This is a genomic window from Nocardiopsis sp. iso_40 (assembly GCF_056173285.1).
The window spans coordinates 4,137,819-4,163,362 of the sequence record NZ_CM149666.1; the positions used below are offsets into that span (position 1 = coordinate 4,137,819).

The 25,544-nt window shown below is 72.4% G+C and carries 24 protein-coding genes and 2 riboswitches; of the genes, 11 read left to right on the forward strand and 13 right to left on the reverse strand.

All coding sequences use genetic code 11. From position 1 onward, the window contains the following. Positions 1–42 precede the first annotated feature (42 nt). From AC0VYD_RS18015 to AC0VYD_RS18035, 5 genes are all read left to right on the forward strand, one after another. Entirely contained in the window at positions 43–585 is a 543-nt protein-coding gene (locus AC0VYD_RS18015) for a YceI family protein (RefSeq protein WP_475476668.1), read from the forward strand. Positions 586–866: 281 nt separating this feature from the next. Further along, positions 867–1,175 (forward strand): DUF2470 domain-containing protein, encoded by a 309-nt coding sequence (locus tag AC0VYD_RS18020; protein WP_475476669.1) that lies wholly within the window; start codon positions 867–869, stop codon positions 1,173–1,175. 268 nt (positions 1,176–1,443) lie between these two features. Then, the gene (locus tag AC0VYD_RS18025) at positions 1,444–4,164 is read left to right on the forward strand and encodes a protein kinase domain-containing protein (protein WP_475476670.1); all 2,721 of its coding nucleotides are present in this window, start codon (positions 1,444–1,446) and stop codon (positions 4,162–4,164) included. Positions 4,165–4,229: 65 nt separating this feature from the next. Next, a complete protein-coding gene (locus tag AC0VYD_RS18030; protein ID WP_475476671.1) occupies positions 4,230–5,150 on the forward strand; it encodes an aldose 1-epimerase family protein in 921 nt (306 codons plus the stop codon). 83 nt (positions 5,151–5,233) lie between these two features. After that, positions 5,234–5,764, forward strand: a complete 531-nt coding sequence (locus AC0VYD_RS18035) for a hypothetical protein (RefSeq protein WP_475476672.1) — start codon at positions 5,234–5,236, stop codon at positions 5,762–5,764. Here the strand turns inward: AC0VYD_RS18035 and AC0VYD_RS18040 are convergent. The 8 genes from AC0VYD_RS18040 to rpe form a co-directional block, all read right to left on the reverse strand. Next, positions 5,751–6,371, reverse strand: coding sequence for a nucleotidyltransferase family protein (locus AC0VYD_RS18040; RefSeq protein WP_475476673.1), 621 nt, complete (start codon positions 6,369–6,371; stop codon positions 5,751–5,753). The two genes, AC0VYD_RS18035 and AC0VYD_RS18040, sit on opposite strands and share 14 nt — an antisense overlap. A gap of 125 nt (positions 6,372–6,496) precedes the next feature. Next, the gene (locus tag AC0VYD_RS18045) at positions 6,497–7,663 is read right to left on the reverse strand and encodes an XdhC family protein (RefSeq protein WP_475476674.1); all 1,167 of its coding nucleotides are present in this window, start codon (positions 7,661–7,663) and stop codon (positions 6,497–6,499) included. A gap of 208 nt (positions 7,664–7,871) precedes the next feature. Continuing rightward, positions 7,872–8,330 carry a PH domain-containing protein gene (locus AC0VYD_RS18050; protein ID WP_475476675.1) on the reverse strand — a complete coding sequence of 153 codons (459 nt, stop codon included), beginning with the start codon at positions 8,328–8,330 and terminating at the stop codon, positions 7,872–7,874. A gap of 105 nt (positions 8,331–8,435) precedes the next feature. After that, the gene (ribH, locus tag AC0VYD_RS18055; RefSeq protein ID WP_475476676.1) at positions 8,436–8,909 is read right to left on the reverse strand and encodes a 6,7-dimethyl-8-ribityllumazine synthase; all 474 of its coding nucleotides are present in this window, start codon (positions 8,907–8,909) and stop codon (positions 8,436–8,438) included. Between the two features lie 60 nt (positions 8,910–8,969). Further along, on the reverse strand, positions 8,970–10,265 hold the full coding sequence (locus AC0VYD_RS18060; protein ID WP_475476677.1) for a bifunctional 3,4-dihydroxy-2-butanone-4-phosphate synthase/GTP cyclohydrolase II: 1,296 nt from the start codon (positions 10,263–10,265) through the stop codon (positions 8,970–8,972). A 57-nt stretch (positions 10,266–10,322) separates the two neighbouring features. Continuing rightward, positions 10,323–10,979, reverse strand: a complete 657-nt coding sequence (locus AC0VYD_RS18065) for a riboflavin synthase (protein ID WP_475476678.1) — start codon at positions 10,977–10,979, stop codon at positions 10,323–10,325. Positions 10,980–11,096: 117 nt separating this feature from the next. Continuing rightward, positions 11,097–11,227, reverse strand: a riboswitch (FMN riboswitch). A gap of 70 nt (positions 11,228–11,297) precedes the next feature. Then, positions 11,298–12,326 (reverse strand): phosphatase PAP2 family protein, encoded by a 1,029-nt coding sequence (locus AC0VYD_RS18070; protein ID WP_475480300.1) that lies wholly within the window; start codon positions 12,324–12,326, stop codon positions 11,298–11,300. A gap of 243 nt (positions 12,327–12,569) precedes the next feature. Further along, entirely contained in the window at positions 12,570–13,238 is a 669-nt protein-coding gene (rpe, locus tag AC0VYD_RS18075) for a ribulose-phosphate 3-epimerase (protein WP_475476679.1), read from the reverse strand. A gap of 66 nt (positions 13,239–13,304) precedes the next feature. On the opposite strand from rpe, the gene AC0VYD_RS18080 reads away from it, so the two are divergent. Then, positions 13,305–13,691: a hypothetical protein gene (locus AC0VYD_RS18080; protein WP_475476680.1), complete on the forward strand. Its 387-nt coding sequence runs from the start codon at positions 13,305–13,307 to the stop codon at positions 13,689–13,691. A 178-nt stretch (positions 13,692–13,869) separates the two neighbouring features. Here AC0VYD_RS18080 and AC0VYD_RS18085 read toward each other — a convergent pair whose 3' ends face one another. Together AC0VYD_RS18085 and fmt are read right to left on the reverse strand one after the other, a co-directional pair. Then, on the reverse strand, positions 13,870–15,333 hold the full coding sequence (locus tag AC0VYD_RS18085; RefSeq protein WP_475476681.1) for an RsmB/NOP family class I SAM-dependent RNA methyltransferase: 1,464 nt from the start codon (positions 15,331–15,333) through the stop codon (positions 13,870–13,872). A 76-nt stretch (positions 15,334–15,409) separates the two neighbouring features. Continuing rightward, positions 15,410–16,345 carry a methionyl-tRNA formyltransferase gene (fmt, locus tag AC0VYD_RS18090; RefSeq protein ID WP_475476682.1) on the reverse strand — a complete coding sequence of 312 codons (936 nt, stop codon included), beginning with the start codon at positions 16,343–16,345 and terminating at the stop codon, positions 15,410–15,412. Positions 16,346–16,455: 110 nt separating this feature from the next. Here fmt and AC0VYD_RS18095 point away from each other — a divergent pair, with 110 nt between their 5' ends. Continuing rightward, entirely contained in the window at positions 16,456–18,648 is a 2,193-nt protein-coding gene (locus tag AC0VYD_RS18095) for a primosomal protein N' (RefSeq protein ID WP_475476683.1), read from the forward strand. Here the strand turns inward: AC0VYD_RS18095 and AC0VYD_RS18100 are convergent. From AC0VYD_RS18100 to AC0VYD_RS18110, 3 genes are all read right to left on the reverse strand, one after another. After that, entirely contained in the window at positions 18,645–19,196 is a 552-nt protein-coding gene (locus AC0VYD_RS18100; RefSeq protein ID WP_473038797.1) for a DinB family protein, read from the reverse strand. The two genes, AC0VYD_RS18095 and AC0VYD_RS18100, sit on opposite strands and share 4 nt — an antisense overlap. Next, positions 19,187–19,861 carry an SAM-dependent methyltransferase gene (locus AC0VYD_RS18105; RefSeq protein WP_475476684.1) on the reverse strand — a complete coding sequence of 225 codons (675 nt, stop codon included), beginning with the start codon at positions 19,859–19,861 and terminating at the stop codon, positions 19,187–19,189. Before AC0VYD_RS18105 ends, AC0VYD_RS18100 begins: the two co-directional genes overlap by 10 nt. 289 nt (positions 19,862–20,150) lie before the next feature. Continuing rightward, a complete protein-coding gene (locus AC0VYD_RS18110) occupies positions 20,151–21,554 on the reverse strand; it encodes an aminotransferase class V-fold PLP-dependent enzyme (RefSeq protein WP_475476685.1) in 1,404 nt (467 codons plus the stop codon). A 64-nt stretch (positions 21,555–21,618) separates the two neighbouring features. Continuing rightward, positions 21,619–21,733: riboswitch (SAM riboswitch) on the reverse strand. A 215-nt stretch (positions 21,734–21,948) separates the two neighbouring features. Between AC0VYD_RS18110 and AC0VYD_RS18115 the strand changes: the two genes are divergently transcribed. The 4 genes from AC0VYD_RS18115 to AC0VYD_RS18130 all read left to right on the forward strand — a co-directional run bounded on the left by AC0VYD_RS18115 (position 21,949) and on the right by AC0VYD_RS18130 (position 25,452). Further along, on the forward strand, positions 21,949–22,344 hold the full coding sequence (locus tag AC0VYD_RS18115; RefSeq protein WP_452542166.1) for a DUF3870 domain-containing protein: 396 nt from the start codon (positions 21,949–21,951) through the stop codon (positions 22,342–22,344). 7 nt (positions 22,345–22,351) lie between these two features. Next, positions 22,352–23,647, forward strand: a complete 1,296-nt coding sequence (locus tag AC0VYD_RS18120) for a CaiB/BaiF CoA transferase family protein (RefSeq protein WP_475476686.1) — start codon at positions 22,352–22,354, stop codon at positions 23,645–23,647. A gap of 66 nt (positions 23,648–23,713) precedes the next feature. Next, entirely contained in the window at positions 23,714–24,907 is a 1,194-nt protein-coding gene (locus AC0VYD_RS18125) for an acyl-CoA dehydrogenase family protein (protein WP_475476687.1), read from the forward strand. Positions 24,908–24,984: 77 nt separating this feature from the next. Next, positions 24,985–25,452: a nitroreductase/quinone reductase family protein gene (locus AC0VYD_RS18130; RefSeq protein WP_473038791.1), complete on the forward strand. Its 468-nt coding sequence runs from the start codon at positions 24,985–24,987 to the stop codon at positions 25,450–25,452. Positions 25,453–25,544 lie beyond the last annotated feature (92 nt).

A 25,544-nucleotide genomic window follows, 5' to 3' on the forward strand; every position in this document is an offset into this window, starting at 1 on the left:
TTGGCCCGCAGCCCGGGCCGTCCACACACAGGGAGAGACACCATGGCCGTTCAGGAACTCAAGCCCGGCACCTGGAAGATCGACGCCGCCCACAGCGTGGTCGGCTTCTCCGTCCGCCACATGATGGTGAGCAAGGTCCGCGGCCGCTTCGAGAAGTTCGACGCCACGCTGATCGTGCCCGAGGACCCCACCAAGGCCTCCGTCGAAGCCACCATCGACGCCGGTTCGATCAACACCGACAACGGTGACCGGGACAACCACATCCGGTCGGCGGACTTCTTCGAGACCGACAGCCACCCGGAGTTCACCTTCCGCTCCACCGGCCTGGAGGCCAAGGGCGAGGACTTCGTCCTCAAGGGGGACCTGACCATCAAGAAGAACACCCGCCCGGTGGAACTGGCCCTGGAGTTCAACGGCTCCACCGTGGACCCCTACGGCCTGGACCGCGCGGGGTTCTCCGCCACCACCACCATCAGCCGCAAGGAGTTCGGCGTCGACATCGAGATGCCGATGGACGGCGGCGGCGTGGTCGTCGGCGACAGGATCAACATCGAGATCGACGCCGAGTTCACCCGACAGGACTAGGCAGCGCGTCGTCCCGGCGCGGCGCCACCACCGCCCGGCCGGGACACCTCCGAGGACCTGGGGAGGACCTCGGAGGGAGACGGTGTCCGAGCGTGGCCGCCCGGGGGAACGGCCACTGCCCCGATTTTTGACGACACCCCGTCATGAAATCTGTGAGGCCTCGGATATCGTCAGCGGGGGAGGGTCCACACGGCCCTCCCCCGCTTCACGTTCCCGAACCGTGCGTCCCCGCACGCGCGTGTCGCAGCCCCGTGTGCCGAGAACCGCAGGAGAGCTCCACCGTGCCGTCCACTCCCTTCTCCCCCGAGGTCGTCACCGCCGTCACCGCCCACATGAACGGTGACCACCCCGAGGACACCCTGCTCATCTGCCGCGCGCTGGGCGGTCGGCCCGAGGCCACCGCCGCCCGGATGACCGGCCTGGACGGCGAGGGCGGCGACTACGCGGTCACCGTCGGGGGCACCGAACACCATGTGCGCATCCCCTGGGCCGAACCGCTCACCGAACGCGCCCAGATCCGCGCCGAGGTCGTCCGCATGTACCAGGAGTCCTGCGCCGAACTCGGAAGCGCTCCGCGCGGCCGGCACTGAGACGCCCCGGAAGGGCAACGGCCCCGCCGACGCCACCGGGCGGAAGCCGGTGACACCGGGTGACGGAAACCGGAACCAGAGCGGCACCGGAGGAGTCCAACGCGGTTGAAGGGGCTGCCAGGGGAATCGGGCGACGCCCCGGGACAGGGGTGGCTCCACCACTCCGATCCGGCACGCGCACGACCTAATCTGTAAGGGTCCGCCCCTTCCCCCAGGCCCCCCGGACGTCCGCAAACGACCGCCTATCCGAAGGATGGCCCCGGACCCGATGGTCACGCCCGACCCCGGTGACGAGAACGCACCGACCCAACGGATCGACCCCGCCCGACCCGCCGCCCGGGCCAACCCGGCGGCGGGCGCCACGCGCTGGGTCACCCGCGTGCTCCGGCCGGGGGCCTCCCCACCGGAACCGCAGCCCGGCGCGCAACCCGAGGGAGCGCCCACCCGCGTCGTCCCCCCGGGGCCCGGGCCCGGGGCCGACCGCACCACCGTCCTCCCCGGGGACACCGCCGACGGAACCCGGGCCCGTCCGCCCGCCCCGCCCACCACACCGCTGGGCGGAGGCCGCCCAGCGCCACGGCCCGCCGTCGGACACGGCGCGCCCGGGTCCCGCACCCCCTGGTGGCGGGTCCTGTTCGGCCCCCTCCTGGACTGGATGGCCCGCCTGGTCTCACGTGTGGTCGTGGGCCCCGCGGGCGACCTCGACTACGCGGTCCCCGCCGAACTCCGCCGCCGGTACCGGGTCCTGGACCACGTCGGTGCGGGCGGCGAGGCCGTCGTCTACCTCGCAGAACCCACCGACTCCCCCGGGCGCAGACTCGCGCTGAAGGTGTACCGTCCCGGCCACGACATCAACCGCGAACTCCTGGACCGCCTGCGCGCGCGGGGTACCGCCTCCCCGTACACCCCGGCGATCCACGGGTACGGGACCGCGACCAGTTCCTGGGGCGAGGACCTGGCCTGGGAGGCCCAGGAGTACTTCTCCCTGGGCACCCTGCGCGAGGTCATCAACCAGGCGCCCCTGGACGACGCGCGGGCCGAGGCCGTGGTCCGCGCCGTCGCCGACTGCCTGCACCACTGGCAGGGCGAACTCCAGCACAACCACACCGACGTCAAACCCGAGAACCTCCTGGTCCGCTCCCTGGACCCGCCGGTGGTCGCCCTCACCGACTTCGGCGGTGCCGTGCGCGCCACCATGAGCCGGGTCTACGGCGGCCAGGCCGTCACCGAGGACTACGCCGCCCCCGAGGTGATCGAGGGCCGCCGCGAGGCTCCGGCCGCCTGGTGGTCCCTGGGCGTGACGGTGCACGAGCTCGTCACCGGCCGCCGACCCGAACGCGGCGGGAACTGGCTGACCGCCCGCAACACCGAGGTGGACATCTCGGCGATCACCGACGAGCGCTGGCGCCTGCTCGCCCGCGGGCTGCTCGCCCTCGCGCCCTCCGCCCGATGGGGCCACGAGGAGGTCGCCGCCTGGCTGGCCGGGGAACGCCCGCAGATCCGTACCGCGCACCGGATGCGTCCCATCAACTTCGCCGGGGCCCTCCACGAGGACCCGCCCAGCCTCGCCTTCGACCTGATCGACCGTTCCGACACCGGCGCGATGTGGCTGCGCAGCCACTGGCCCGAGCTGCGGACCTGGCTGGACCGCGAGGTCAACGACTACACCTTCGACCGGGCCTACCTCACCGGTCTGGACGCCCGGCCCGACCTCGCACACGTCGCGATCAGCGCCCTGGCCGCCCGCTACGTACCGGGCATGCCACCGCGCTTCCGCGGCCACGAGATCAGTGCCGACGGCCTGCTGGCCCTGGCCACCGGCGAGGCCAGCCGCCACGCGGTGGTGCGCGAGGCGGTGGAGTCCGGTGTGGTGGGTCTGGGCTCCCAGCACTGGTGTCCGCACCCCGGCTGCCGCTCCGGCGGTTCGGGGCGGTGCGCACTGCTGGAACGGGTCCAGCACGAGGTCCCGCTCCTGATGGCACGGGTGCACGAGACCCTGGAGCGCGTCGCGGGTTCGGGCCCGGACGCACCCCGGCGCCCCGCGGCCCACGAACTCGACTCCACCTGGGCACGGGCCGTGGAGCTGGTACTGGTCCCCGAGACCGCCTCCCGGCACCGGTCGATGCTGCGCCGCCAGTCCTGGCACCCCACCCAGCGCAGCGCCGCCCCGAACGCGCCGTGGTGGCTGGAGCAGCGCAAGACCGCCCTGCGCGACGGCGGCGACCAGCTGGCCAGCCGGGGCGCGATGCTCACCGCGCTCCTACTGCTGCCCGAGGCCGCCCGGATCGGCGGCACGATCGCCGAACGCGAGCGCGCCGACGGCAGGGCACGCCGACAGGACCGTTGGGCCTCCCTCGCCGGTTCGGCCCGGGAACGCTGGGGAAGCGCCCGGGAGAAGGTCGCCACCGCCGGACAGCGGCGGACGGGGACCGCGGCCACACGGCCCGACGACCCGGCGGGGCCGGGGGACCCCGCCCGGCCGCAGGAGCCCGTCGCCGCCGGGGAACGGCGTCGGCAGGACCGGGCCGCCCGCCGGGTCGAGAAGACCATGGGCCAGATCCAGCGCGCGATGAGGGCGGGCAGGTGCCGCCGCTTCGCCTACCCGGCCGCCCTGCTGGGGCTGGTCGACGGTCTGGGCCGGGCACTGCGGCCCGAAGCCGGCTTCTTCCCCGAGAGCGAGTTCGTCACCGACGCCTACACCGGGCTCCTGGAGTTCAGCGACAACCCGGTGGCCGACGGGGCCGCCGCGCTGACCGGGCTGCTGCCCGGCGGGATCGGTGCGCTCTGGTGGTTCCCGGTGCTGCTGGCGGTCCTGCTCCTGGTGCTGGGCCGCACCGCTGCCAGGTCCACGGTCAAGGCGCGGCGCCGCCTGGGCGCCTTCCGTCTGGCGGTCGCGGGCTCACTGCTGATGCTCGTGGTGGTGTTCTCGACGGGGCTGCTGGCCCTGGGCTCCGGTGTGCTCATCCCGTTGGACGGCCTGCTCGGCTGATCGGCCCCCACAGGGCGCGGGCACGCTAAGATCACCCGGTCCAGCGACGAGCGGAGGAGTGACAGGTGGGCGACGTGTTCGAACTGCGCGCCGGGGAGTACCGGGCGCGCATCGACCGGATCGGGGCCGGACTACAGGAGCTGACCTGGCGTGAACGCGACCTGGTCTGGCCCTACACCCGCGGGGAGGGGCCCCTGGCCTTCCAGGGCCAGCTGCTGGCCCCCTGGCCCAACCGGGTTGGCTCGGGCCGCTACACCTTCCAGGGCACCGGGTACCGGCTGGACGTCAACGAGGAAGCCACCGGATCGGCCATCCACGGCCTGGTCAACGACCTGGAGTGGGTTCCGCTGGAGGAGTCCGAGGAGGCGGTGGCCCTGCGGCTGGACTTCCCCGGGACCTCCGGCTATCCGTTCCCACTGGAGCTGACCGTCACCTACCGGCTGGGCGCCGAGGGGCTGTCCGTCACCACCGCGGCGCGCAACACCGGCGCCACCGAGGCCCCGTTCGGCCTGGGCTTCCACCCCTACCTCACCCTGGGCGCCCCGCTGCACGAGCTCGCCGAGCGGGGCGAGGTCACCGTGGAGGCCACCGTCGGCAGCTACCAGCCCACCGACGCCCGGCTTCTGCCCGCGGGCGACCCGCTGCCGGTCGCCGGGAGCGGTTTCGACCTGCGCCCGCCCGCCCGGGAGCTGGGGAGCACGGTACTGGACACCGCCTTCACCGACCTCGAACGGGACGCCGACGGATGCGCCTGGGTGCGGCTCAGCGGACCCGAGCACCGGGTGTCGCTGTGGTGCGGACCGGGTTTCGGGTGGCTCCAGCTGTTCACCTCGGACACCCTGGGCGGCGGACTCCACCGCGCCCACCTGGCCGCCGAACCCATGACCTGTCCGCCCGACGCCCTGAACAGCGGCCGCGACCTGCTCGTCCTGGGGCCCGGGGAGAGCGTCGAACGGACCTTCGGGATCCTCGCCGACCCGACCTGAGTGGTCGGGGAGGGTGCCGGTCCCGTGCCCGGCAGAGCACCGGGATCCGGCGGTTCGTCACCGGTGGATGCCACAGTGGGACGATGACGACCCTTTCCCAGTTGCGGCGGACGGCCCTGTCCCACCCGGGGACCGCCGAGCGGTCCGTCCGTCCCGGGGTGATCGCCTTCACCGTGAACGAGACCGCCTTCGCGACGAAGGACGAGGACGGCAGCGTGCTGCTGCGCCTCCCCGAGGCGGAGGCCGCCGAGGTCCTCTCCGCCCACCCCGGGGCGCAGGCCTCGGGTGCGGAGGTGCGGGTGCCGCTGGCCGACATCGACGGCCAACAGCTCAACCACTGGGTGCGGCGTGCCTGGATGGCGCACGCCCCCGCGTCACTGGCCGAGAGGGCGCTCGCCGCCCAGGGGGCGGCCCCCGGCGAGGTCGGGGACCTGCCCCGGGGCATCGGCGGACCCGCCACCCGGGCGCTCGTGAACGCGGGGATCACCGGCCTCGACCAGGTGGCGGCACTGACCGAGGCCGAACTGAAGGCGATGCACGGGGTCGGACCCAAGGCCGTCCGGGTGCTGGGCGAGGCACTCGACGCCTCCGGGAGCGGCTTCAGACGCTCTTGAGCACCTCGCTCAACCTGGCGAGGTCCTCCTCGGTGTCGATGTCCTCGGGACTGGCGACGTCGTCGCAGGCCACCGTGGTGACCAGGTGGGAGTAGGCGCGTAGGAAGGGGCGGGCACCCACGTCCTGTTCGGCCATCGAGTAGACCGTGGACCAGTGCTCGCGACCCAGCATCACCGGGTTGCGGGGGTTGCCGTTGTAGGTGGCCACGGCGACGCGGGCGCCCTGTTCGTAGGCCTCCACCAGGCGGCGGACGGCTTCGGCGGTGACCAGCGGCTGGTCCGCGAGGGCGACGAGGAAGGCGTCCACCGTGTCGGGCATGGCGTCGATCCCGGCACGGACCGAGGAGCCCATGCCGGTGGACCAGTCGGGATTGTTCACCGTGAGGGCACCGGCCACGGTGGTGTCCGCGGCGCCCAGCACGACCATGACCGGGGCGCAGCCGCCCTGGCCCAGGATGCGCGCGCCCCGGTCGACGAGGCGTTCACCACCGAGTTCCACCAGGGCCTTGGGACGGCCGAGTCTGCTTCCCGAACCGGCCGCCAACAGCAGACCCGCAACCAGGCCCGTACGATCAGCTCCCCTGTTCTCCGGCTCCCCAGTACCCATGACGCGATGATGCCACGGACCGGTCTCCCGGGTGGCCCGCCTGGTTCAGCCCGCACACAAGAATCGGGGCGTGCTGCCACGACCAGGGCTCTGAACTGGCGCTTTCTTGAAGTCCCGGTTTCGGTTCACCTTTGACCCTGACCGAATCCGGCCGGAATCAGGGGGCCGTCGGACGTGTCACGGTGGATCCTGCCCCGGGTCTCGCGCAGGGCCCGACCGCTGCCGCCCCACCGGCTCTGCACCAGCTCTGCGGCGATGGACACGGCCGTCTCCTCCGGGGTACGGGCCCCCAGGTCGAGGCCGATCGGCGAGTGCAGCCGGTCCAGGGCCGCCTCGTCCACCCCCGCCTCCCGGAGCCGTTCCAGGCGGTCCTGGTGGGTACGCCGGGAACCCATCGCGCCGATGTACCCGGCGCTGGTGGCCAGCGCCCGTTTGAGGACGGGGACGTCGAACTTGGGGTCGTGGGTGAGCACGCAGACCGCGGTGCGCTCGTCGATCTCCCCGGCGATCTCGTCCAGGAAGACGTGCGGCCACTTGACCACCACCTCCTCGGCGGTGGGGAACCGCTTCGCGGTGGCGAACACCGGCCGGGCGTCGCACACCGTCACCCGGTAGCCCAGGTAGGAGCCGAGGTCGGCCACCGCGGCCGCGAAGTCGATGGCGCCGAACACCAGCATGCGGGGAGCCGGGGCGAACGACTGGACGAACACCTCCAGCTCGTCACCGCGCCGCTGCCCGTCCACCCCGTAGTGCAGCAGCCCGGTACTGCCCTGGGCGAGCATGCCGCGCACGTCGTCGTCCAGGGCCGCCGCCAGGCGCTCGCCGCCCGGCCCCAGGTCTCCCTCGGCGTGGCCGGGCCACACCACACGGCGGCGACCCACCCGGCCCGAGTCCGAGGGGTCGGAGACGATCGTGGCCACCGCCACGGGCTGGTGCTCGTCGATGGCCCCGATCACCGCGCCCAGCTGGGCGTGGGTGTCCCGGCTGATCGGCTCGACGAACATGTGCAGGGTTCCGCCGCAGGTCAGTCCGACGCTGAAGGCCTCCTCGTCGCTGACGCCGTAGGTACGGCGCACCGGGACGCCGGTGCGGATGGCCTCCAGGGCCTCCTCGTAGACGGCGCCCTCCACGCAACCGCCCGACACGCTGCCGGTGACCTCCCCGGAGGCGGTCACCAGCATGGCCGCTCCCGCGTCACGGGGGGCGCTCCTGTAGGTGTCGACGACCGTGGCCACCGCGAACGTCTCCCCCGAGGCGTACAGCTCGGACACGGTCGCTCGGATATCACGCACTCGGCACCTCTTCCTGAGTTCCCTACGGCGGGGCCGCCCCGGCTCTGTGGTCCCCGGTACAACCTATGTGCCCAGGACAACACAGAAGAGCCCCCGTTCCTCCAGGAAACGAGGGCCCGATTCGGTTTCGCCTACGAACGGGAGCGGTGCCGGGCGCCGGCCCGGGTCCGGGGCGGCGGGTTCCACCCCAGCGGTGTCCGGTTTCCGGTCACGGGTGTTCGGGCTCCTCGCCCTCACCGCGGTCCAGCATCGAACGGAACTCCGCCAGGTTGCGCCGGGCCAGCTCACCGTCGGTGCTCTGGATGCCCATCACCGGCAGCGAGGTACCGTCCGACAGGTCCAGCGAGGGCCACGGTTCCCCGACCGGCATCCGGATGTCCAGGACCTCCGGCCACGCCAGGTGGTGGGTGCGGATCCCGTTGATCACGATCACCTTCCGCCCGGTGGCGACCAGCCGGGGACGGGCGAGCATGTGCAGCCCCGCGGCCACCACCAGGCCCAGGCCGACCACCAGCGCCCGGTCCATCAACCGCCAGTCGGCGGGCAGGGTCACGGCGAGCGCGACCATGGTCGCCACGATCAGCGCCCCCAGGCCGTAGGCGACCAGCCGTACCGCACGGGGCCGCCAGATCCTCGGCAGAACCGGCTTCCCCGACGTCTCGTCCACAGGTTGTTCCCTCGTCCGCACCAACTGCTCCGTCCGTGTTCGCGCGCTCGGGCGCGGCCCCCGGTTCCTCGTCCTACTCCAGCGGGCGTGCGACAGGAGGGTGGGTCAGCGGCGCAGCCCGCGCAGGGCCACCGCCGTGTCCAGGGCGGCCAGCGCAGCCTCGGCGCCCTTGTCCTCGACGCTTCCCGGCAGGCCGGCGCGGTCACGCGCCTGTTCCAGGGTGTCACACGTGAGTACACCGTTACCCACGGGGGTGGATTCACGCAGGGCGACCTCGGTCAGCCCGTGCGTGACCGACTGGCACACGTAGTCGAAGTGCGGTGTACCGCCGCGGATGACCGCGCCCAGGGCGATCACCGCGTCGTGCGCGCGTGCCAGCTCCTGGGCGACCACCGGGATCTCCACGGCCCCGGCGACCCTCACCACGACGGGCTCGCCGGCCCCCGAGGCCTTCACCGCGTCGAGCGCGTTGGCGAGCATCGGCTCCACGATCGGCTCGTTCCACCGGGTGACGACGATGCCCACCGACAGCCCCGAAGCGTCGACCTGGTGTTCGTCCGGACGTCCTGTGCCGCTCATGACCGGCCTTTCTGGGGTTCTCGGGAACGGGTTGAGTGGGGGGCGCGGGTCGGAGCCCGACTACTTGGCGACACCGGCCAGGTCGTGGCCCATCCGGTCGCGCTTGGTCAGCAGGTAGGAGAGGTTGTCGTCGGTGACGAAGGTCGGCATCGCCACCCGCTCGGTCACCCGGACCCCGTGGCGCTCCAGCCCCTCGGCCTTGGCCGGGTTGTTGGAGAGCAGCCGCACCGAGGACACTCCCAGGTCGGTGAGGATCTGCGCGCCCGCACCGAACTCACGCGCGTCGGCGGGCAGGCCCAGGCGCAGGTTCGCGTCGACGGTGTCCGCGCCCTGGTCCTGCAGGCTGTAGGCACGCAGCTTGTGCAACAGGCCGATCCCCCGGCCCTCGTGACCGCCCATGTACACGACGACCCCGCGCCCCTCCTTGACGATGTCGGCCATGGCCGCCTCCAGCTGGGCCCCGCAGTCGCAGCGGTAGGAACCGAACGCGTCTCCGGTCAGGCACTCCGAGTGCAGACGGGCCAGGACGTCGGTGCCGTCGGTCAGATCGCCGTGGACCAGGGCGACGTGCTCGGCGCCGTCCGTGGTGCCCTTGAAGCCGACCGCGCGCCACTCCCCGTGCTGGTTGGGCATACGGGTCTCGACCATGCGGGTGACCAGCGCGGGGTTGGCCTCCTCCTCGGTGAGGATCTGACCGAGGGCGGCGCGGTACGCGGCCAGTTGTTCGACGGACACCAGCTTCAGGCCGTGCTCGTCGGCGAACTCGCGCAGTCGGGGCAGGCGGGCCATGGTGCCGTCGTCGTTGACCACCTCGGCCAGCACGCCGGCGGGGCGCAGACCGGCCAGGCGGGCGAAGTCGACCGAGGCCTCGGTGTGGCCGCGGCGGGCCAGGACACCGCCGGGGCGGGCGCGCAGCGGCAGGATGTGACCGGGACGCACGAAGTCGACGGGACGGCTCTCGGCGGAGGAGAGCAGGCGGATGGTGCGCGCCCGGTCGGCGGCCGAGATGCCGGTGCTGACACCCTCGCGGGCGTCGACGGTGACGGTGTAGGCGGTGCGCAGGCTCTCCTCGTTGCGCGCGGTCATCAGCGGCAGGTCGAGGCGGTCCAGGTCCGCACCCTCCATGGGGACGCACACCACGCCGGAGGTGTGGCGGATCATGAACGCCAGCAGTTCGGGGGTCGCGAGCTCGGCGGCGAAGATGATGTCGCCCTCGTTCTCGCGGTCCTCGTCGTCCACGACCACGATGGCCTTGCCGGCGGCGAACTCGGCGATGGCGTCCTCGATGCGGTCGAGGGCGACGGTCTGCTCGTTCTGCTCGGGGTCGGCGGCCGGGGTGGTGTCGGTGACGGTCATTCCCGCTCCTGAAGGTGCGTGGTGGGTGGTTCGATGGGTGGTGGCGTCGGCGGGGCGCTAGGCGCGGGTGCGGGCCGGGGCGCTGTCGCTGCGGCGGGCCCGGGCGACCGCGGTGATGCGCTCCACGTACTTGGCGATCACGTCCACCTCGATGTTGACGGTGGCGCCGACCGCCAGGCCGCCCAGGGTGGTGGCCTCCAGGGTGGCCGGGATGAGGCTGACCTCGAAGTACTCGTCCTCGGCGCCGGGGGCGCTCACCGCGGAGACGGTGAGACTGGTGCCGTCCACGGTGACGGAACCCTTCTCCACCACGTAGGGGGAGAGCTCCGGAGACATGCCGAAACGTAGAACGTCCCAGTTGTCGCCGGGATTCCGGGAGAGGAGGGTGGCGGTGCCGTCGACGTGGCCCTGGACGATGTGGCCGCCCAGGCGGCTGTCCGTGCGGGCGGCGCGTTCGAGGTTCACCGGGGAGCCGGGGGCGAGGCCGCCGAGGGAGGAGCGGTCCAGGGACTCCTTCATCACGTCGGCGGTGAAGGTGCCCTCGTCCCGGCCGACGACGGTCAGGCACACGCCGTTGACCGAGATGGAGTCGCCGTGTCTTGCGTCGGAGCTGACCAGGGGGCCGCGGAGGGTGAGCAGAACCGCCTCGCCGTTGGCGCCGGCCGGTTCGACGGAGATGACCTCGCCGAGTTCTTCCACGATTCCGGTGAACACGCCCTACGTCCCTTCGCCTGGCACGGCTCCGGGGAAAAGGGGTGTCGAGAACGGATCCACGACAAGGCCGACGCTGAGCGCCGACACCGAGGGTCGACACGACTCAGATCCGCCCCAACGCGCACTGCCTCCCATCCGGACTTTAACCGTCGGTACCGGAATTCCACCGGTTCAACCGGCCGATGGACTCGGCCGGGTCGCGGACTGTCACCGCCGGTTCGGACTTTCACCGACCCCGGAGCACGCGTTTGACTGTTGTCTAAACGAGCACGATCCTAACCCCTCGGGCGGCCGAGCGCATAGTCGGTGTGACCTGATTCATGCCCGGCCGGTGTCCCCGGTCCCCTCCGCGGGGGCCTCCTCGGGGGTGTCCTCCGGCCGCTCGGCCAGACCGGAGCGCACGAACATCTCCGGCGCCCCGTAGCAGGCCCAGAACGCCATCATCCCGTAGACCGCGAAGGCCACGAGCGCGGCCGGGAATCCGGTCAGGTCCCGGAAGAGGACCTGGTCCAGGACCAGGATGAGCACCACCACCGAGATGCCGAGGACGAAGCGGGCGGCCCTCGCGGTGGCCGAGCCCGCCGCGCTGTACCAGCCGCGGCGGTGGAGCAGGGTGAGTCCGAGGATCCCGCCCAGGAGGGCGCCGCCGGCCGTGTAGAGCCCGGCCAGGGTATGACCGGCGGGGTCGGTGGGGGTGGCTCCGATCCATTCGGCGGCCGGGACCGTCCAGTCGCCGCGCACGCCGAACTGCCAGGCGGTGGCCACCGCACACGGCACCAGGGTGAGGGCCAGCAGGTAGGACACCCAGCGCACCGTGTCCAGCGAGCGCCACCAGGCGAGCACGCGGTCCTCCCAGCGCAGGACGGCCCAGAGGAGGGCCCCGCCGACCAGCAGGCCGACCAGGACGTCGCTGGGGAAGTGCACACCCAGGTAGATCCGGGAGAGGGCCACGAGAGCGATCACCGCTGCGGCCGCCCCCAGCAGGGCCCTGCGGCCGGACTTCGCCGCGAGGTAGCCGTAGGCCACAGTCGCGGCCTGGGTGTGCCCGGAGGGCATCCCGAAGCTGCCGTGGTGGCTGTGCCCGGTGACCAGCGCGTCGAACCAGTAGGGCCGGGGAGTGTAGGACACCGCCTTGAGCAGGTTGTTGACCAGACCGGAGGCGACGACCGCGACGAACAGGCGGGCACCCAGGCCCGCGTGGACGCTCCAGAAGACGGCGGCCAGCAGGACGATGATCAGGCCCTGGGACCCCAGGAGGGTGAGGACGCCCATCGGATGGGCGAGCCAGTCACCCCATCCCTGCAACCAGCGGACGGCGGAGCTCTCCGTCTCCCGGAAAGCATCCATGGCCAGGTGCTCGGCGGTCCAAGCGTTCACGCGTACTCCACGGGTCCGCGCCTGGCAACGCGCTCACGCCGCGCCGCTCCCCCGGACACGGGCACTCGCGGCGCGCGCAGGGGAAGACGGAGCCGCGACCAAGCGAAAATCAACGACTACAGCGGGCAGGATAGGACGCACGGGGCCTTTGTGACCAGGCCCACAGGGATGCCGCGCCGCGATCGTTATCCGCCGGGGCCGTGGCGGCCCGGATCAGGCGAGCTTGCTGACCTGCCGGGCCTGCGCGCGCAGGGAGTCGACCGCCTTGGCCGGGTCCTGGGCGCCGTAGACGGCGGAACCGGCGACGAAGACGTCCGCCCCGGCCTCGGCCGCGCGCTCGATGGTCTCGTCACTCACCCCGCCGTCGACCTGGAGCCAGACCGCGGCGCCGCGCTCGTCCATGAGTTCCCGGGCCCTGCGGATCTTGGGCAGCACCAGGTCCAGGAACTTCTGGCCGCCGAAACCGGGCTCGACGGTCATCAGCAGCAGCATGTCCATCTCGCCGAGCAGGTCCGTGTAGGGGTCGACCGGTTCGGCGGGGTTGAGCGCCAGTCCGGCGCGGGCGCCCTGCCTGCGGATCTCGCGCAGGGTGCGCACGGGGGCGCTGGCCGCCTTGGCGTGGATGGTGACGCTGCCCGCACCCGCCTCGGCGTAGGCCGGCGCCCAGCGGTCGGGGTCCTCGATCATCAGGTGGCAGTCCAGCGGGGTGGCGGCCGCCCTGGCGAGGGACTCCACCACGGGCAGGCCCAGGGTGAGGTTGGGGACGAAGTGTCCGTCCATGACGTCGACGTGCAGCCAGTCCGCGTTGGGGACGGCCGCCGCCTCGTCGGCGAGGTGCGCGAAGTCGGCGCTGAGGATGCTGGGAGAGATCTGAATTGCCACGTCAGCAGTGTAGCCAGGGTGAGCCTGGGGCAGGTGGGAGGGGGAAGGTGACACGGGGGAGGCGTCATGCTCGACCAGGAGGGGCTGCAGGACTTCCTGGAGGCCTACGGCCGGGAACTCGTGGCCGGGGACCTCGACGGGATCGCTGCCCGGCACAGCTACCCCGCCTATGTCGCGGGGGACACACAGAGCATCCCGGTGACCTCCCCCGCGGACGTCAAGGGGGCTTTCGCGGGGGCGGCCGAGCGGTACCGGGAGCACGGGGTGGTCGGCGCGGTGCCCGAGGTCCGCAGGATGGAGGAGCTCACGTCGAGACTGGTGTGGGCGGACGTGCGCTGGTCCTACCTCGACGGGACGGGCGCTGAACTCCGGGCCGAGTCCTACCGTTACCTGTTGAGGGAGGCGGGGAACTCCTGCATGATCTGCGTGGTGGTCGCACTCGGGGCCGAATAAGCACTGCCTTTACGGCGTAGATTCCCTTTTGTCCGAACCTCCCCTGGGGGAGATACCTACCGGGCCCGGGCGCACGAACGCACGGCACAGCATGTCAGCCGAGAACTGACCGCAGCCCTGGGAGAGCTCTCGGCCTGAGGGCGTGCGTGCCGCCGGGGCGCGTCCGGCGGGAACGCACCTAGTCCGACTTCTTCCGGAACAGGGCGAGGAACATCGCGTCGGTGCCGTGCACGTGCGGCCAGAACTGGACGTACCTGCCCTCCGGCCCCGCGGCGAGGTCGGGGACCTCGTCGAGGTAGTCGGGAGCGCGCAGGAGCTCGAGGTCCCCGCGTTCGTCCAGGACCCTCCGGACGACCACGTCGGTCTCGTCCAGGTGCGGCGAGCACGTCACGTAGGCGACCACGCCTCCGGGGCGTGCCGCCTCGACCGCGTTGGTGAGCAGTTCGTGCTGGAGCGGGGCGAGCCGGGCGACGTCCTCGGGGCCGCGCCGCCAACGGGACTCGGGGCGCCGGCGCAGGGCGCCCAGGCCGGTGCACGGCACGTCGGCCAGGACCCGGTCGAACGAACCCGGCTTCCAGGCGGGCCTGGTGCCGTCGGCGGCGATGACGCGTCCGGCGTCGCGGGGGGCGCGGCGTACGGCGTTCGCCACCAGGCCCGCACGGGCGGGCTGGAGTTCGGAGGCGACCAGGCGGGCCGCGCCCTGACCGGCGATGGAGGCCAGCAGGCCGGCCTTGCCGCCGGGGCCCGCGCACATGTCCAGCCAGAGGCCGTCGGAGCCGTGCGCGTCCACCCGGGACAGCGCCAGGGCGACGAGCTGGCTGGCCTCGTCCTGGACGGCGGCCCGGTTCTGGCGGACCTCACGGATCGCACCCGGGTCGCCCTCGGGCAGGTAGGCGGCGAAGGGCGAGTACCGGGCCGGGACGGCACCGGACTCCTCCAGGTCCGCGACCTTGGCCCGGCCCGGTTTGGCGACCAGGGTGACCTTGGGGCGCTCGTTGTGCGCGATCAACAGCTCCTCGGTCCGGACCAGGCCGTCCTTGGCACGCTCCCCCAGGGCGCGGGCCAACTCCTTGACCACCCAGCGCGGGTGGCTCCGCACCACGGACAGGTAACCGCTGGGGTCGCGCTCACGGTCGGGGGCGATGACCTCGGTCCACGCCTCCAGGTCCCGGGCGCTGACCTTGCGCAGGATCGCGTTCACGAACCGGCCGCGGTGGTGGCCCACCACACGGCGGGCCAGGTCCACGGTCTCACTGACCGCCGCGTGCGGCGGAATGTTCGTGGACAGCAGCTGGTGGGAGCCGAGCCGCAGCAGGGGCAGCACCTCCTCGTCCACCGAGGAGAGCGAACGGTCGACGCAGGTCTCCAGGATCGCGTCGTAGGTGCCCTGGCCGCGCAGGGTCCCGTAGGTGAGCTCGGTGGCCAACGCCGCGTCCCGGCCGTGGATACCGCGCTCGTTGAGCAGGGAGGGCAGCAGCAGGTTCGCGTAGGCGTCACGCTGCTCGACCGCGCGCAACACGTCGTAGGCGACCCGGCGTGCCGGATCGCGGGGCTGGGGCGGACCGGACCGCCGGCCACCGCCCTGCCTGGGCTTGCCGCCCTTTCGCGGACGCTGCTGCCGGGACCGGGACTGCTCGCTCAACGTGTGCTCTGCCTCAACAAACCGGGGACATGTACCGGCGTGCGCTCACGCCCGCCAGCTCCGAGAGTACGGCAGCTCAACGGCCCAGTCGGTCGTCTTCGGTGGGGCGCACCCCGCGCGCCCAGTCAGAGGCGGCCATGGCCTTCTTGCCCTGCGGCTGGACCCGGTCGAGCTCGACGGGGTGGGTGCTGGTCCCCACGAGGACGCGTTTGTTGTCCGCGTGCAGCTGGCCGGGCTCCAGGTCGGGGCGGTCGGCGTCGGTCACCGGCCGGACCGGGCCGACCTTCAGGCGCATACCGCGGAAGGTGGTCCAGGCGCCGGGCGCGGGCGTGCAGGCCCGGGCGAGACGGTCCACGCGCTGGGCGGGCGCGGTGAAGTCGAGTTCGGCGTCCAGGGTGGTGAGCTTGCCCGCGTAGGACACGTCGGCGTTCGGCTGCGGGACCGGGGTGAGCTCGCCGGAGGCGATGCCGTCGATCGTGCGGGCCAGGAGCCCGGCCCCGGACACGGAGAGGCGTTCGAGGAGCTCACCGCTGGTGTCGGTGGGGCGGACCGTCTCGGCGAGGGTGCCGTAGACCGGCCCGGCGTCGAGCTCCTTGACGATCCGGAAGGTGGAGGCGCCGGTGACGTCGTCCCCGTGCAGGACGGCGTGCTGGACCGGGGCCGCCCCCCGCCAGGCGGGCAGCAGCGAGAAGTGCAGGTTGACCCAGCCGTGCTCGGGGATGTCCAGCGCGGACTGGGGCAGCAGGGCACCGTAGGCGACCACCGGACAGCAGTCGGGGGCGATCTCGGCGAGGCGCTCCAGGAACTCGGGGTCCCCCGCCCTGGCGGGCTTGAGGACCTCGATCCCCTCGCTCTCCGCGAGTTCGCCGACGGGGCTGGCGGAGACCCTTCGACCGCGCCCGGATCGGGCGTCGGGCCGGGTGACCACGGCCGCGACCTCGTGTTCGGAGTCGATCAGCGCCCGGAGTGAGGGCACCGCCACCTCAGGTGTTCCGGCAAAGACAAGCTTCATGTTTCGAGTCCCCCTCCGCTGCGCCTACGGGTCACTGTTCTACCAGTCCCGGCCGGGGAGCCCCGCCGGGAAGAGCGGTGTTGTCGGACGGTTCTGATAAACCAGGAGTGATGACAGCGCAGCCCGGCCAGCCCGACGAGGTTCTCTTCGACCTGCCCGGACAGGAGAAGAAGGAACCGGCCAGGGGAAAGGCCGACACAGCGAAGAGCCGTCGCCCGGCCAAGCGTCGGCCCGCCGACCGGTTCCCCGTGGCACGCGTGATCGTCGACACCCCGCTGCCGCACCTGGACCGCTACTTCGACTACCGGGTACCGGCCGACATGGACGAGGCCGCCGTGCCCGGGTGCCGGGTCAAGGTGCGTTTCAACGGCCGCCTGCTCGCGGGATTCCTCGCCGAGCGGGTGGAGAGTTCGGACTTCGCCGGACAGCTGGCCTACCTGGAGACGGTGGTCTCCCCCGAACCCGTGCTCACCCCAGAGATCCTGTCGTTGTCCAGAGCCGTCGCCGACCGGTACGCGGGCACCCTGAGCGATGTCCTGCGGTTGGCGGTACCGCCCCGACACGCACGGGTGGAGAAGGAGACCGCGCGCGAGGAGCAGGCCCGGGAGGAGGACGTCGAGGGTGTGGAGTCCACCGGCGAGGATCCTCCCGAGGTCCGCGAACACCCCGAGAGCGCACTCCCGCCCGACGACGGCGCCCCCGTCAAGGAGACGGTGGAGGCGGCCGTACCGGAGGTGGACCCCGGCCCCTGGGACGCCTACCCGCAGGGCCCCGCCTTCATCAAGGCGTTGCACGCGGGACGTCCGGCCCGCGCGGTGTGGAACGCCCTGCCCGGCGGCGACTGGACCGACGCGATCGCGGTGGCGGCCGAGGCCGCCCTGGGCGCGGGGCGCGGCACCGTGGTGGTGCTGCCCGACGGCCGCGACGTGGCCGCGGTGGACGCGGCGCTCACCCGGCACCTGGGCGAGGGCCGCCACGCGGCGCTCACCGCCGACCTGGGCCCCGCGAAACGGTACCGGAGTTGGTTGTCCGTGCTACGCGGCCAGGTACGGGTCGTGGTGGGCACCCGGGCCGCCGTCTTCGCACCCGTCCGCGACCTGGGGCTGGTGGTCCTGTGGGACGACGGCGACGACGTGCACGTGGATCCGCACGCCCCATACCTGCACGCACGCACGGTTCTGGCGATGCGGGCGCACCGGGCCGGCGCCGCGGCGCTGATCGGCGGACACACCCGCACCACCGACGCCCAGTTGCTGGTGGAGTCCGGGTGGGCGCGTCCGCTGGTCGCAGACCGGGCGACGCTGCGCAGCCGTGCCCCGCTGGTCAAACCCGCCGGTGACGACCGCGAACTCGCCCGGGACGGGGCCGCCCGGTCCGCGCGGATGCCGAGCGTGGCGCTGCGTTCGGCACGCGAGGCGGCCAGGAGCGGTCCGGTGCTGTTCCAGGTTCCGCGCCGGGGTTACCTCAACACCCTGGCTTGCGCGGGCTGCCGTGAACCCGCGCGCTGCGACGCCTGCAACGGGCCGTTGGCCGTGCGCGGATCACACGCCATGCCCTCGTGCGGCTGGTGCGGCCGGGTGGCTGGGCAGTGGGCGTGCCCCGGGTGCGGGGCGAGTCGGATGCGCGCGGTGGTGGTGGGTGCCCGCCGGACCGCGGAAGAGCTGGGCCGGGCCTTCCCGTCGCTGACCGTTCGTACCTCCGGCCGTGAGGAAGTGCTCTCCGAGGTCCCGGACAAACCGTCGCTGGTGGTGGCCACCCCCGGAGCCGAACCGGCGGTCACCGGCGGCGGATACGCGGCGGCGGTCCTGTTGGACGGGTGGGCGCTGCTCAACCGGGCCGATCTGCGTGCCTCGGAGGAGACTCTGCGGCGCTGGCTGAACGCCTCCGCTCTGGTACGGCCGGGTGGCGCGGTGGTGGTGTCCGCGGACGTCTCACTGCCCGTGGTGCAGTCGCTGGTGCGCTGGGATCCGGGTGGGTTCGCCGAACGGGAGCTGGCCGAGCGCAGGGAGCTCGGGTTCCCCCCGGCGGTGTCGATGGCCTCGGTCACCGGCGCCCCCGAACACGTGCGCGAGCTGCTGGACCAGATCGAGCTCCCGGAACGGGCCGAGCTGCTGGGTCCGGTACCGGTGGGTCAGGAACGCACCGACAGCAGCACCGACCAGACCGAACGGGCCCTGTTGCGGGTACCGCGCGGGTCGGTCGGGGAGCTCACCCGGGCGTTGAAGACGGCGGCCTCGGCGCGCAGCGCACGCCGGGACGAACACCTGGCCCAGGTCCGGGTGGACCCGCTGCACGTGCTCTAGTGCGTGGGTTCCGCACCGAAGCGGGCCCGGTGGAGGTCCCGTAGGAGGGCGATCTCGGCCCCGTGATGGATGAACTCGCGGTTCAGGTGCAGAATGAGCACGACCAGGGGGAAGTCGGACCACTGGGGCGCCTCGGCGTCGCCCACGGGGACGGCCAGGGCGTCGTCGTCCAGTTCCTGGACGTGGTCGGACCAGGTGAGGTAGGCGTTGCGCAGGCGCTGCCTGGCCTCGGCTGCGCTGCTGGGCCAGTCGATGGTGTCGCGGTTGGCGGTGCGGTCGCCGAAGTGCCAGTTGATGCGGGTCTCGAACAGGTCCACCACAATGTGGCCGAGGCGCCAGGCGATGGTGGTGACCGGCGGGGGTTCGGGTGCGGGGTAGGCGCCGTCGGGCGCGTGGCGGCCGTCCGGCAGCCGACGCACGGTCCAGCTGTCCGGGACCGGCTCCCAGTAGTACTCCGCGTCGGTGAGCCCCTCCAGCCGGGGCCACAGCGAGAAGTCCCAGTAGAACCGCATCTGGGCCAGGATCTCGCCGTTCCAGTTCAGTGCCATCGGCGCACTCCCCTTCCTCGCTCGGGCGCACGGCCCAGTCCGCCCAGGGTTCCACATCCCGGGGCGGGCACGTCGTCATCCGGGTAGGGCCACCAGGTGAGATCGGCGACCACCGGTTCGACGAGGAGGAAGGGGTCGAAGGCCCGTTCGACCACGGTTCGGGGCGCCGTGGAGGTGAGGGCGAGGTAACCTCCGCCGCGCATCACCGAGTGGAGGGCGGCGAGCCCGGTGGGCGGGGCCTCCTCGGTGAAGGGGCGGGTCATCAGTACGGCGACGGGCTCGTCGAAGTCGACGAGCCCGCTGGTGTGGAGGCGGCGGAGCAGGGCCCCGTCCCCGGTACCGGAAGCCTCACCGGACAGGACGGCCGCGTCGTCCGCGGCGGCGAGTATCCCGGCGGTCCCGTGCGGTGCGACGTGCACTACCGCGGCTTCGGCGTCGGCCCGGTGCACGCGCTCGGCGGTCCCGGGCACGGAACACCCCCAGTCCACGAACTGGCGGATGCCGGCGTCGGCGCACAGGTAGTCGATGACCCGGCCGAGGAAGGCCTGGTGAAGGCGGGTCTGCTCGGCTCGGGCCGGGTCCGGCGGCGGGCAGGGGCTCCCGCCGAGGCTGACGACCCGGGGTTCGCGTCCCGGGACGTACGGGGGTTTCTGTTCTCGGAACACGGCCGTGAGGGGACCTGCCTTGGGTCCTCGGACGTCCGTCACGATCACGCTCCCCCAGCCGGTTCGCTCGCGGGAGGCAGGACGCTCCGTCGGGGCGGACCGGTCGGGTCCGGCGACGGCGCGCCTTGCCGTCAGGGCCTGATAGTACAGCTTGTGAACGTGATCCCCAGCACATACCTGGGTGAAATGTGCCTTATTGCGCCTTATGTAGGGTCGTGCGTCGCAAGCTTTTGTGAGCCCGAGGTCCCGAAGCTCCCGCCCCGAACACCGCGCGGTGTGCGCCCCGCCCTCAAGCTTCGGTGTCCGGACTCCGAAGCACGTTGCGCGGGTCCGGGACCGGGGCGAGACGGCCGTCGCAGTCGGCGTACTCCCAGCGCGGCCCCCTCGCCACCAGGTCGGCGACGGCGCCCACCAGGCGGTCGACGTGCTCCTCGGTGGTTCCCACGCCCAGGCTCGCGCGCACCGCCTGCGTGTGCCCCTCGGGCAGCAGGTGGCCGGTGAGCGGGTGGGCGCAGAACAGACCGTCCCGGACGCCGATCCCGTACTCCGCGGAAAGCGCCGCGGCGAGCAGGTCGGCGGGCAGACCGTCGACGACGAACGAGACGATCCCGACCCGCGCGTGCTCGGCCCCCCACAGGGTCAGCTCGTGCACACCGTCGACCTCCGTCAGGCCGGCCCGCAGGCGCTCCAGAAGCGCGGCTTCGCGGATGTGCTGCAGGGACAGGGTCCGGTTGGTGAAGGTGTCGCAGGCCGCGGCCAGTGCCACGGCCCCCAGCACGTTGGGGCTCCCCGCCTCGTGGCGGGCCGGGAGGTCGTTCCAGACGACGTCGTACTCGGTGACCTTCCGCGTCGCTCCCCCGCCGGCCAGGTACGGGGTGGCCTCGCGCAGCCAGTCGGCCCGGCCCGCGAGCACGCCCGAACCGAAGGGCGCGTAGAGCTTGTGCCCGGACAGGGCCACGTAGTCCGCACCGGTCCCGGTGAGGCTGAACGGCAGGTGCGGCACGTACTGGGCGGCGTCCACCAGCACCCGGGCGCCCTCGGCGTGCGCGGCCTCGACCAGTTCCTCCACCGGCCAGATCTCACCGGTGACGTTGGAGGCCGCGGTGACGCAGAGCAGCCTGGGACCCTCGGGCGCATCCGCCAGAGCGGCACGGGCGGCCCCGACGGCGGCCTCCGGGCTCTCCGGCAGAGGCAGCCGGACCACCTTCGCGGCGCGTGAGGCCGGGTGCTCCCAGGGGAGCAGGCTCGCGTGGTGCTCGGACTCGAAGACCACCACGGTGCACCCCTCGGGCACCGCCCGGGCCAGGAGGTTGACGGCGTCGGTGGTGCCCCGGACGAACACCACGGCGTCGGCGGAACCGCCCTGGTCCGCCTGGGTGCGCACGCCGAGGAAGCGGGCGACGCTGCGGCGGGCGCGCTCGTAGGCGTCGGTGCTGACCTGCGAGTGGTGTCCGGCGCCGCGGTGGACGCTGGCGTAGAACGGCAGTGCCTCGGAGAGGGCCTCCGCCACACTGGTCAGGCAGGGGGCGCTGGCCGCGTAGTCGAAGTTGGCGTACTCCGCGTACTCCCCGGTGACCAGCGGGACCCCGCCCTCGGCGGTGACGATCGAGCACTCGGGGGCCGCGGCCCGGTCGGCGGCGTGGGCCGTGCGGGCGGCGGAGCGGGTGGAGTCGAACGGGACGACAGTGGTCATGGGGCACCTCTTCTGCGAGTCGTGGGACCCGCAGGGGTACGCCGGATGACGGCTTCACCTCAGGGGTCCGCGCTTGTCTGACACGGTCGTGTCGGGACCTGGTCCTCACCCGGGGCACCCCACCGCGGAAGGAGGGTTGCCGACCAGCTAGCCGGGGCTTGTCGCTGGTACTCGTGACCTGTGCCGAAATGTAACACAGGGTCCGCCGGGGACGCATCCGCGTGTCCGTGTGTCCTGGACCACGACCCCGCTTGACACCCGCTGCCACGGCTGGGCCATACTGGTCCCGAACTGCCCTCATGTCGCGGGTGTCCGGTTCCCCCGGCCGCCCTTCAGGCGCGAGACTCCAGTGCGTTGGAGTTTTCGCATGCCCGCAGACGAGAGGTGCCTTCCGTTGTACGGCGACGACCGTATTCAGCAGATCTTCCGCAACCCCAGGGTTGTCCTCATCTCCGGCTACGCCCGCCTCCCCGACTCGGTGGCGAGCCATTCCCAGTACCAGCGGCTCGGCGTCGTACTCGCGGTGGACTCCGCGGACGGCCGTATCGTCGCCGCGGACACCACCCTGCTCACCGACCTGGCGAAGGACTTCTTCCGTGCCCTGGTCGAGGGCGCCTCGGTGACCGAGGACATCGCGGAGATCGTCCAGCGGGTCCAGACGCGGTACGCGGGCCACTCCGGCGCCGCCCTCACCACCGCGCTGCGCCGCTGCCTGGAGACCTACTACCAGCTGCGGGACGGCGACCAGCTGCCCGGCGGCCCCGCCAACGACCCCGACGGCAAGGAGTGACCTCCACGTGAGCGCGAACAGCCCGGAAACCGGATCCGCCCCCGAACCGGACCCGTCCCCGCCACTCGCCGGGGTACGGGTGGCCGACCTGTCCCGGGTCCTGGCGGGTCCGTACGCGACCATGCTCCTCGCCGACATGGGCGCCGAGGTGGTGAAGGTGGAGCAGCCCGGCCGGGGCGACGACACCCGGTCCTGGGGGCCGCCCTACGCCGAACCCGCCGAGGAGCACCGGGAGCACCACTCCCCCGGCGAGGCCGCCTACTTCCTGTCCGTGAACCGGAACAAGCGCAGCCTGGCCGTGGACCTCAAGGACCCCGAGGGGCTGGCCGCCGTCCAGGAGCTCTGCGCCACCTCGGACGTGGTCATCCAGAACTTCCGCCCGGGGGTGATCGACCGGCTCGGCCTGGGCTACGAGGAGATCAGCAGACGCAACGCGGCCGTGGTGTACTGCTCGGTGAGCGGCTTCGGCCCCGAACACGAGCCCGCCACCCGCCCTGGCTTCGACATCGTCGTGCAGGCGGAGAGCGGCCTGATGGCGACCACCGGGCCCGCCGACGGCCCGGCCAGCAAGGTGGGGGTGGCGCTCACCGACGTCCTCACCGGGCTGAACGCCGCCGTGGGCATCCTCGGCGCGCTCATGCGGGCCCGGGCCACGGGGCGGGGCGAGAACATCAGTGTCTCGCTGATCAACTCCACCCTGTCCAGCCTGGTCAACCTCACCCAGCAGGCGCTGGTCACCGGCACCGAACCCGCCCGTGTGGGCAACGCGCACACCACCATCGTGCCGTATCAGGCGTTTCCCGCCCAGGACGCGGAGATCGTGGTCGCCGCGGGGAACGACGCGCTGTACCAGCGGCTGTGCGCCGCCATCGACCGCCCCGACCTGGCCGGGGATCCCCGTTACGCCACCAACCCGGACCGGGTGGCGCACCGGGACGAGCTGGTCGGAGAGCTCTCGGCGACACTGCGCACCCGGCCCGCCGGGCACTGGATGGAGGTCCTGGTCGGCGCCGGGGTCCCGGTCGGCCGGGTGCGGGGCGTACTGGACGCTCTGCGCACCGCCGACGCCAGCGGGGACGACGTCCTGCGCACGGTCGAGCACCCCACCGCCGGGCTCCTGGAACAGGTACGGGCGGGTTTCCGGATGGAGCACACGCCCACCCCGATGACCGCTCCCCCGCTGCTGGGCCAGCACTCCGCGCAGGTGCTCGCCGAGCTGGGCCTGACCGCGGAGCGGATCGAGGGCCTGCTCAGGAGCGGGGCCGTCCAGCAGACCGACGTCCAAAGCTCCGAGACCCGCTAGGCCCGGCGGACCGTCCCCCCACAGACCTCACACACGTCACCGAAGCACCACGAAGGGACACCCACCATGAGCGACTCCCGACGCAAGGCCGCCGCACCCGACCCCCTCGACTTCCTGGCGGTGGACGCCGAACTGTCCGACACCGAACGCGACGTCCGTGACGCCGTCCGCGCGTTCTCCTCCCGTGAGCTCCTGCCGAACGTCGCCGACTGGTTCGAGGCCGGGACCATCCCCGACCCGCGCGGCCTCGCCAAGGCCTTCGGCGACCTGGGCGTTCTCGGCATGCACCTGGAGGGGTACGGCTGCGGCGGCTCCAGCGCGGTCGCCTACGGTCTGGCCTGCCGGGAGCTGGAGGCGGTGGACTCGGGGCTGCGCAGCTTCGTGTCCGTGCAGGGCTCCCTGGCCATGGCGGCGATCCACAAGTTCGGTTCCGAGGAGCACAGGAACGAGTGGCTGCCGAGGATGGCCGCGGGCGAGGCGATCGGCTGCTTCGGCCTGACCGAGCCCGACTCCGGCTCGGACCCGGGCTCGATGCGTACCCGCGCCCGCAGGGAGGGTTCGGACTGGGTCCTCAACGGCACCAAGATGTGGATCACCAACGGCTCGGTGGCCGACGTCGCCGTGGTGTGGACCGCCACCGAGGACGGCATCCGCGGTTTCGTGGTGCCGACCGACACCCCGGGTTTCTCCGCGAACGTCATCCACCGCAAGCTGTCGCTACGCGCCTCGATCACCTCGGAGCTGGTCCTGGAGGACGTACGCCTGCCCGCCGACGCCGTGATGCCCGGCTCCGGAGGTCTGGGCTCCCCGCTCTCCTGCCTGAACGAGGCCCGCTACGGGATCGTGTGGGGCGCGGCGGGTGCGGCGCGCGCCTGCTACGAGGCCGCGCTGGACTACGCGCGGACCCGTGAGCAGTTCGGGCAGCCCATCGGCGGTTTCCAGCTCACCCAGCGCAAGCTCGCCGACATGGTGGTGGACGTCAACCACGCCAACATGGCGGCGCTGCGGATCGGTCGGCTGAAGGACGAGGGGGACTGCCACCACAACCACGTGAGTTTCGGCAAGTTCGCCAACGTGGCGGCGGCGCAGCGGGTGGCGCGGACGGCGCGCGGGATCCACGGCGCCAACGGGATCACGCTGGAGTACCCGGTGATGCGGCACATGGTGAACCTGGAGACGGTGGCCACCTACGAGGGCACCGAGGAGATCCACGCGCTGAGCATCGGCCAGGCGGTGACGGGTATCTCCGCGTTCCGGTAGGAGGAGGCACGCCACGGGTGCCATCGAAGGCCGACAACCATCACAATGGGAGCATCCGAGTGAGGGAGTTGCCGAAGATGGTGAACGAACCGACGAAGCGGTTCGAGATGACGAAGCTGCGGCGGACCGCCAACGCGTTCGTCAGCGGCTTCGTCAAGTACGGGGCGTGCCCGCCGGAGCTGCACCTGCTCACGACGCGTGGGCGCAAGTCCGGTTTCCTGCGCACCATCCCGCTCAGTGTCCTGGACAGTGAGAGCGGCCGGTACCTGGTCTCCCCCTACGGGGAGGCCGACTGGGTGCGCAACCTGCGCAAGGACGGTTTCGCGACGCTGCGCCAGGGCGGCTGGATCGAGCTGGTGAGCGTGCGCGAGCTGGGCTCCGCCGAGGCGGCACCGCTGCTCAGGGAGTACCTGAACCACCCCAGGGCCGCGGTGGTCGGGCCGTACTTCGACGCCCCGCCGGAGGCACCGGACGAGGCGTTCGAGGCCGAGGCCGACCGGCACCCGGTGTTCCAGATCGTGCGGTCCACGACGATCCGCCTCTGAATCGGACACACGACGGGCCCTGGCTCACCCCGTTGGGTGGACCGGGGCCCGTCGTGTGTCCGGACGGCGGCCCCGGAGGTCGTCCGTCCTGT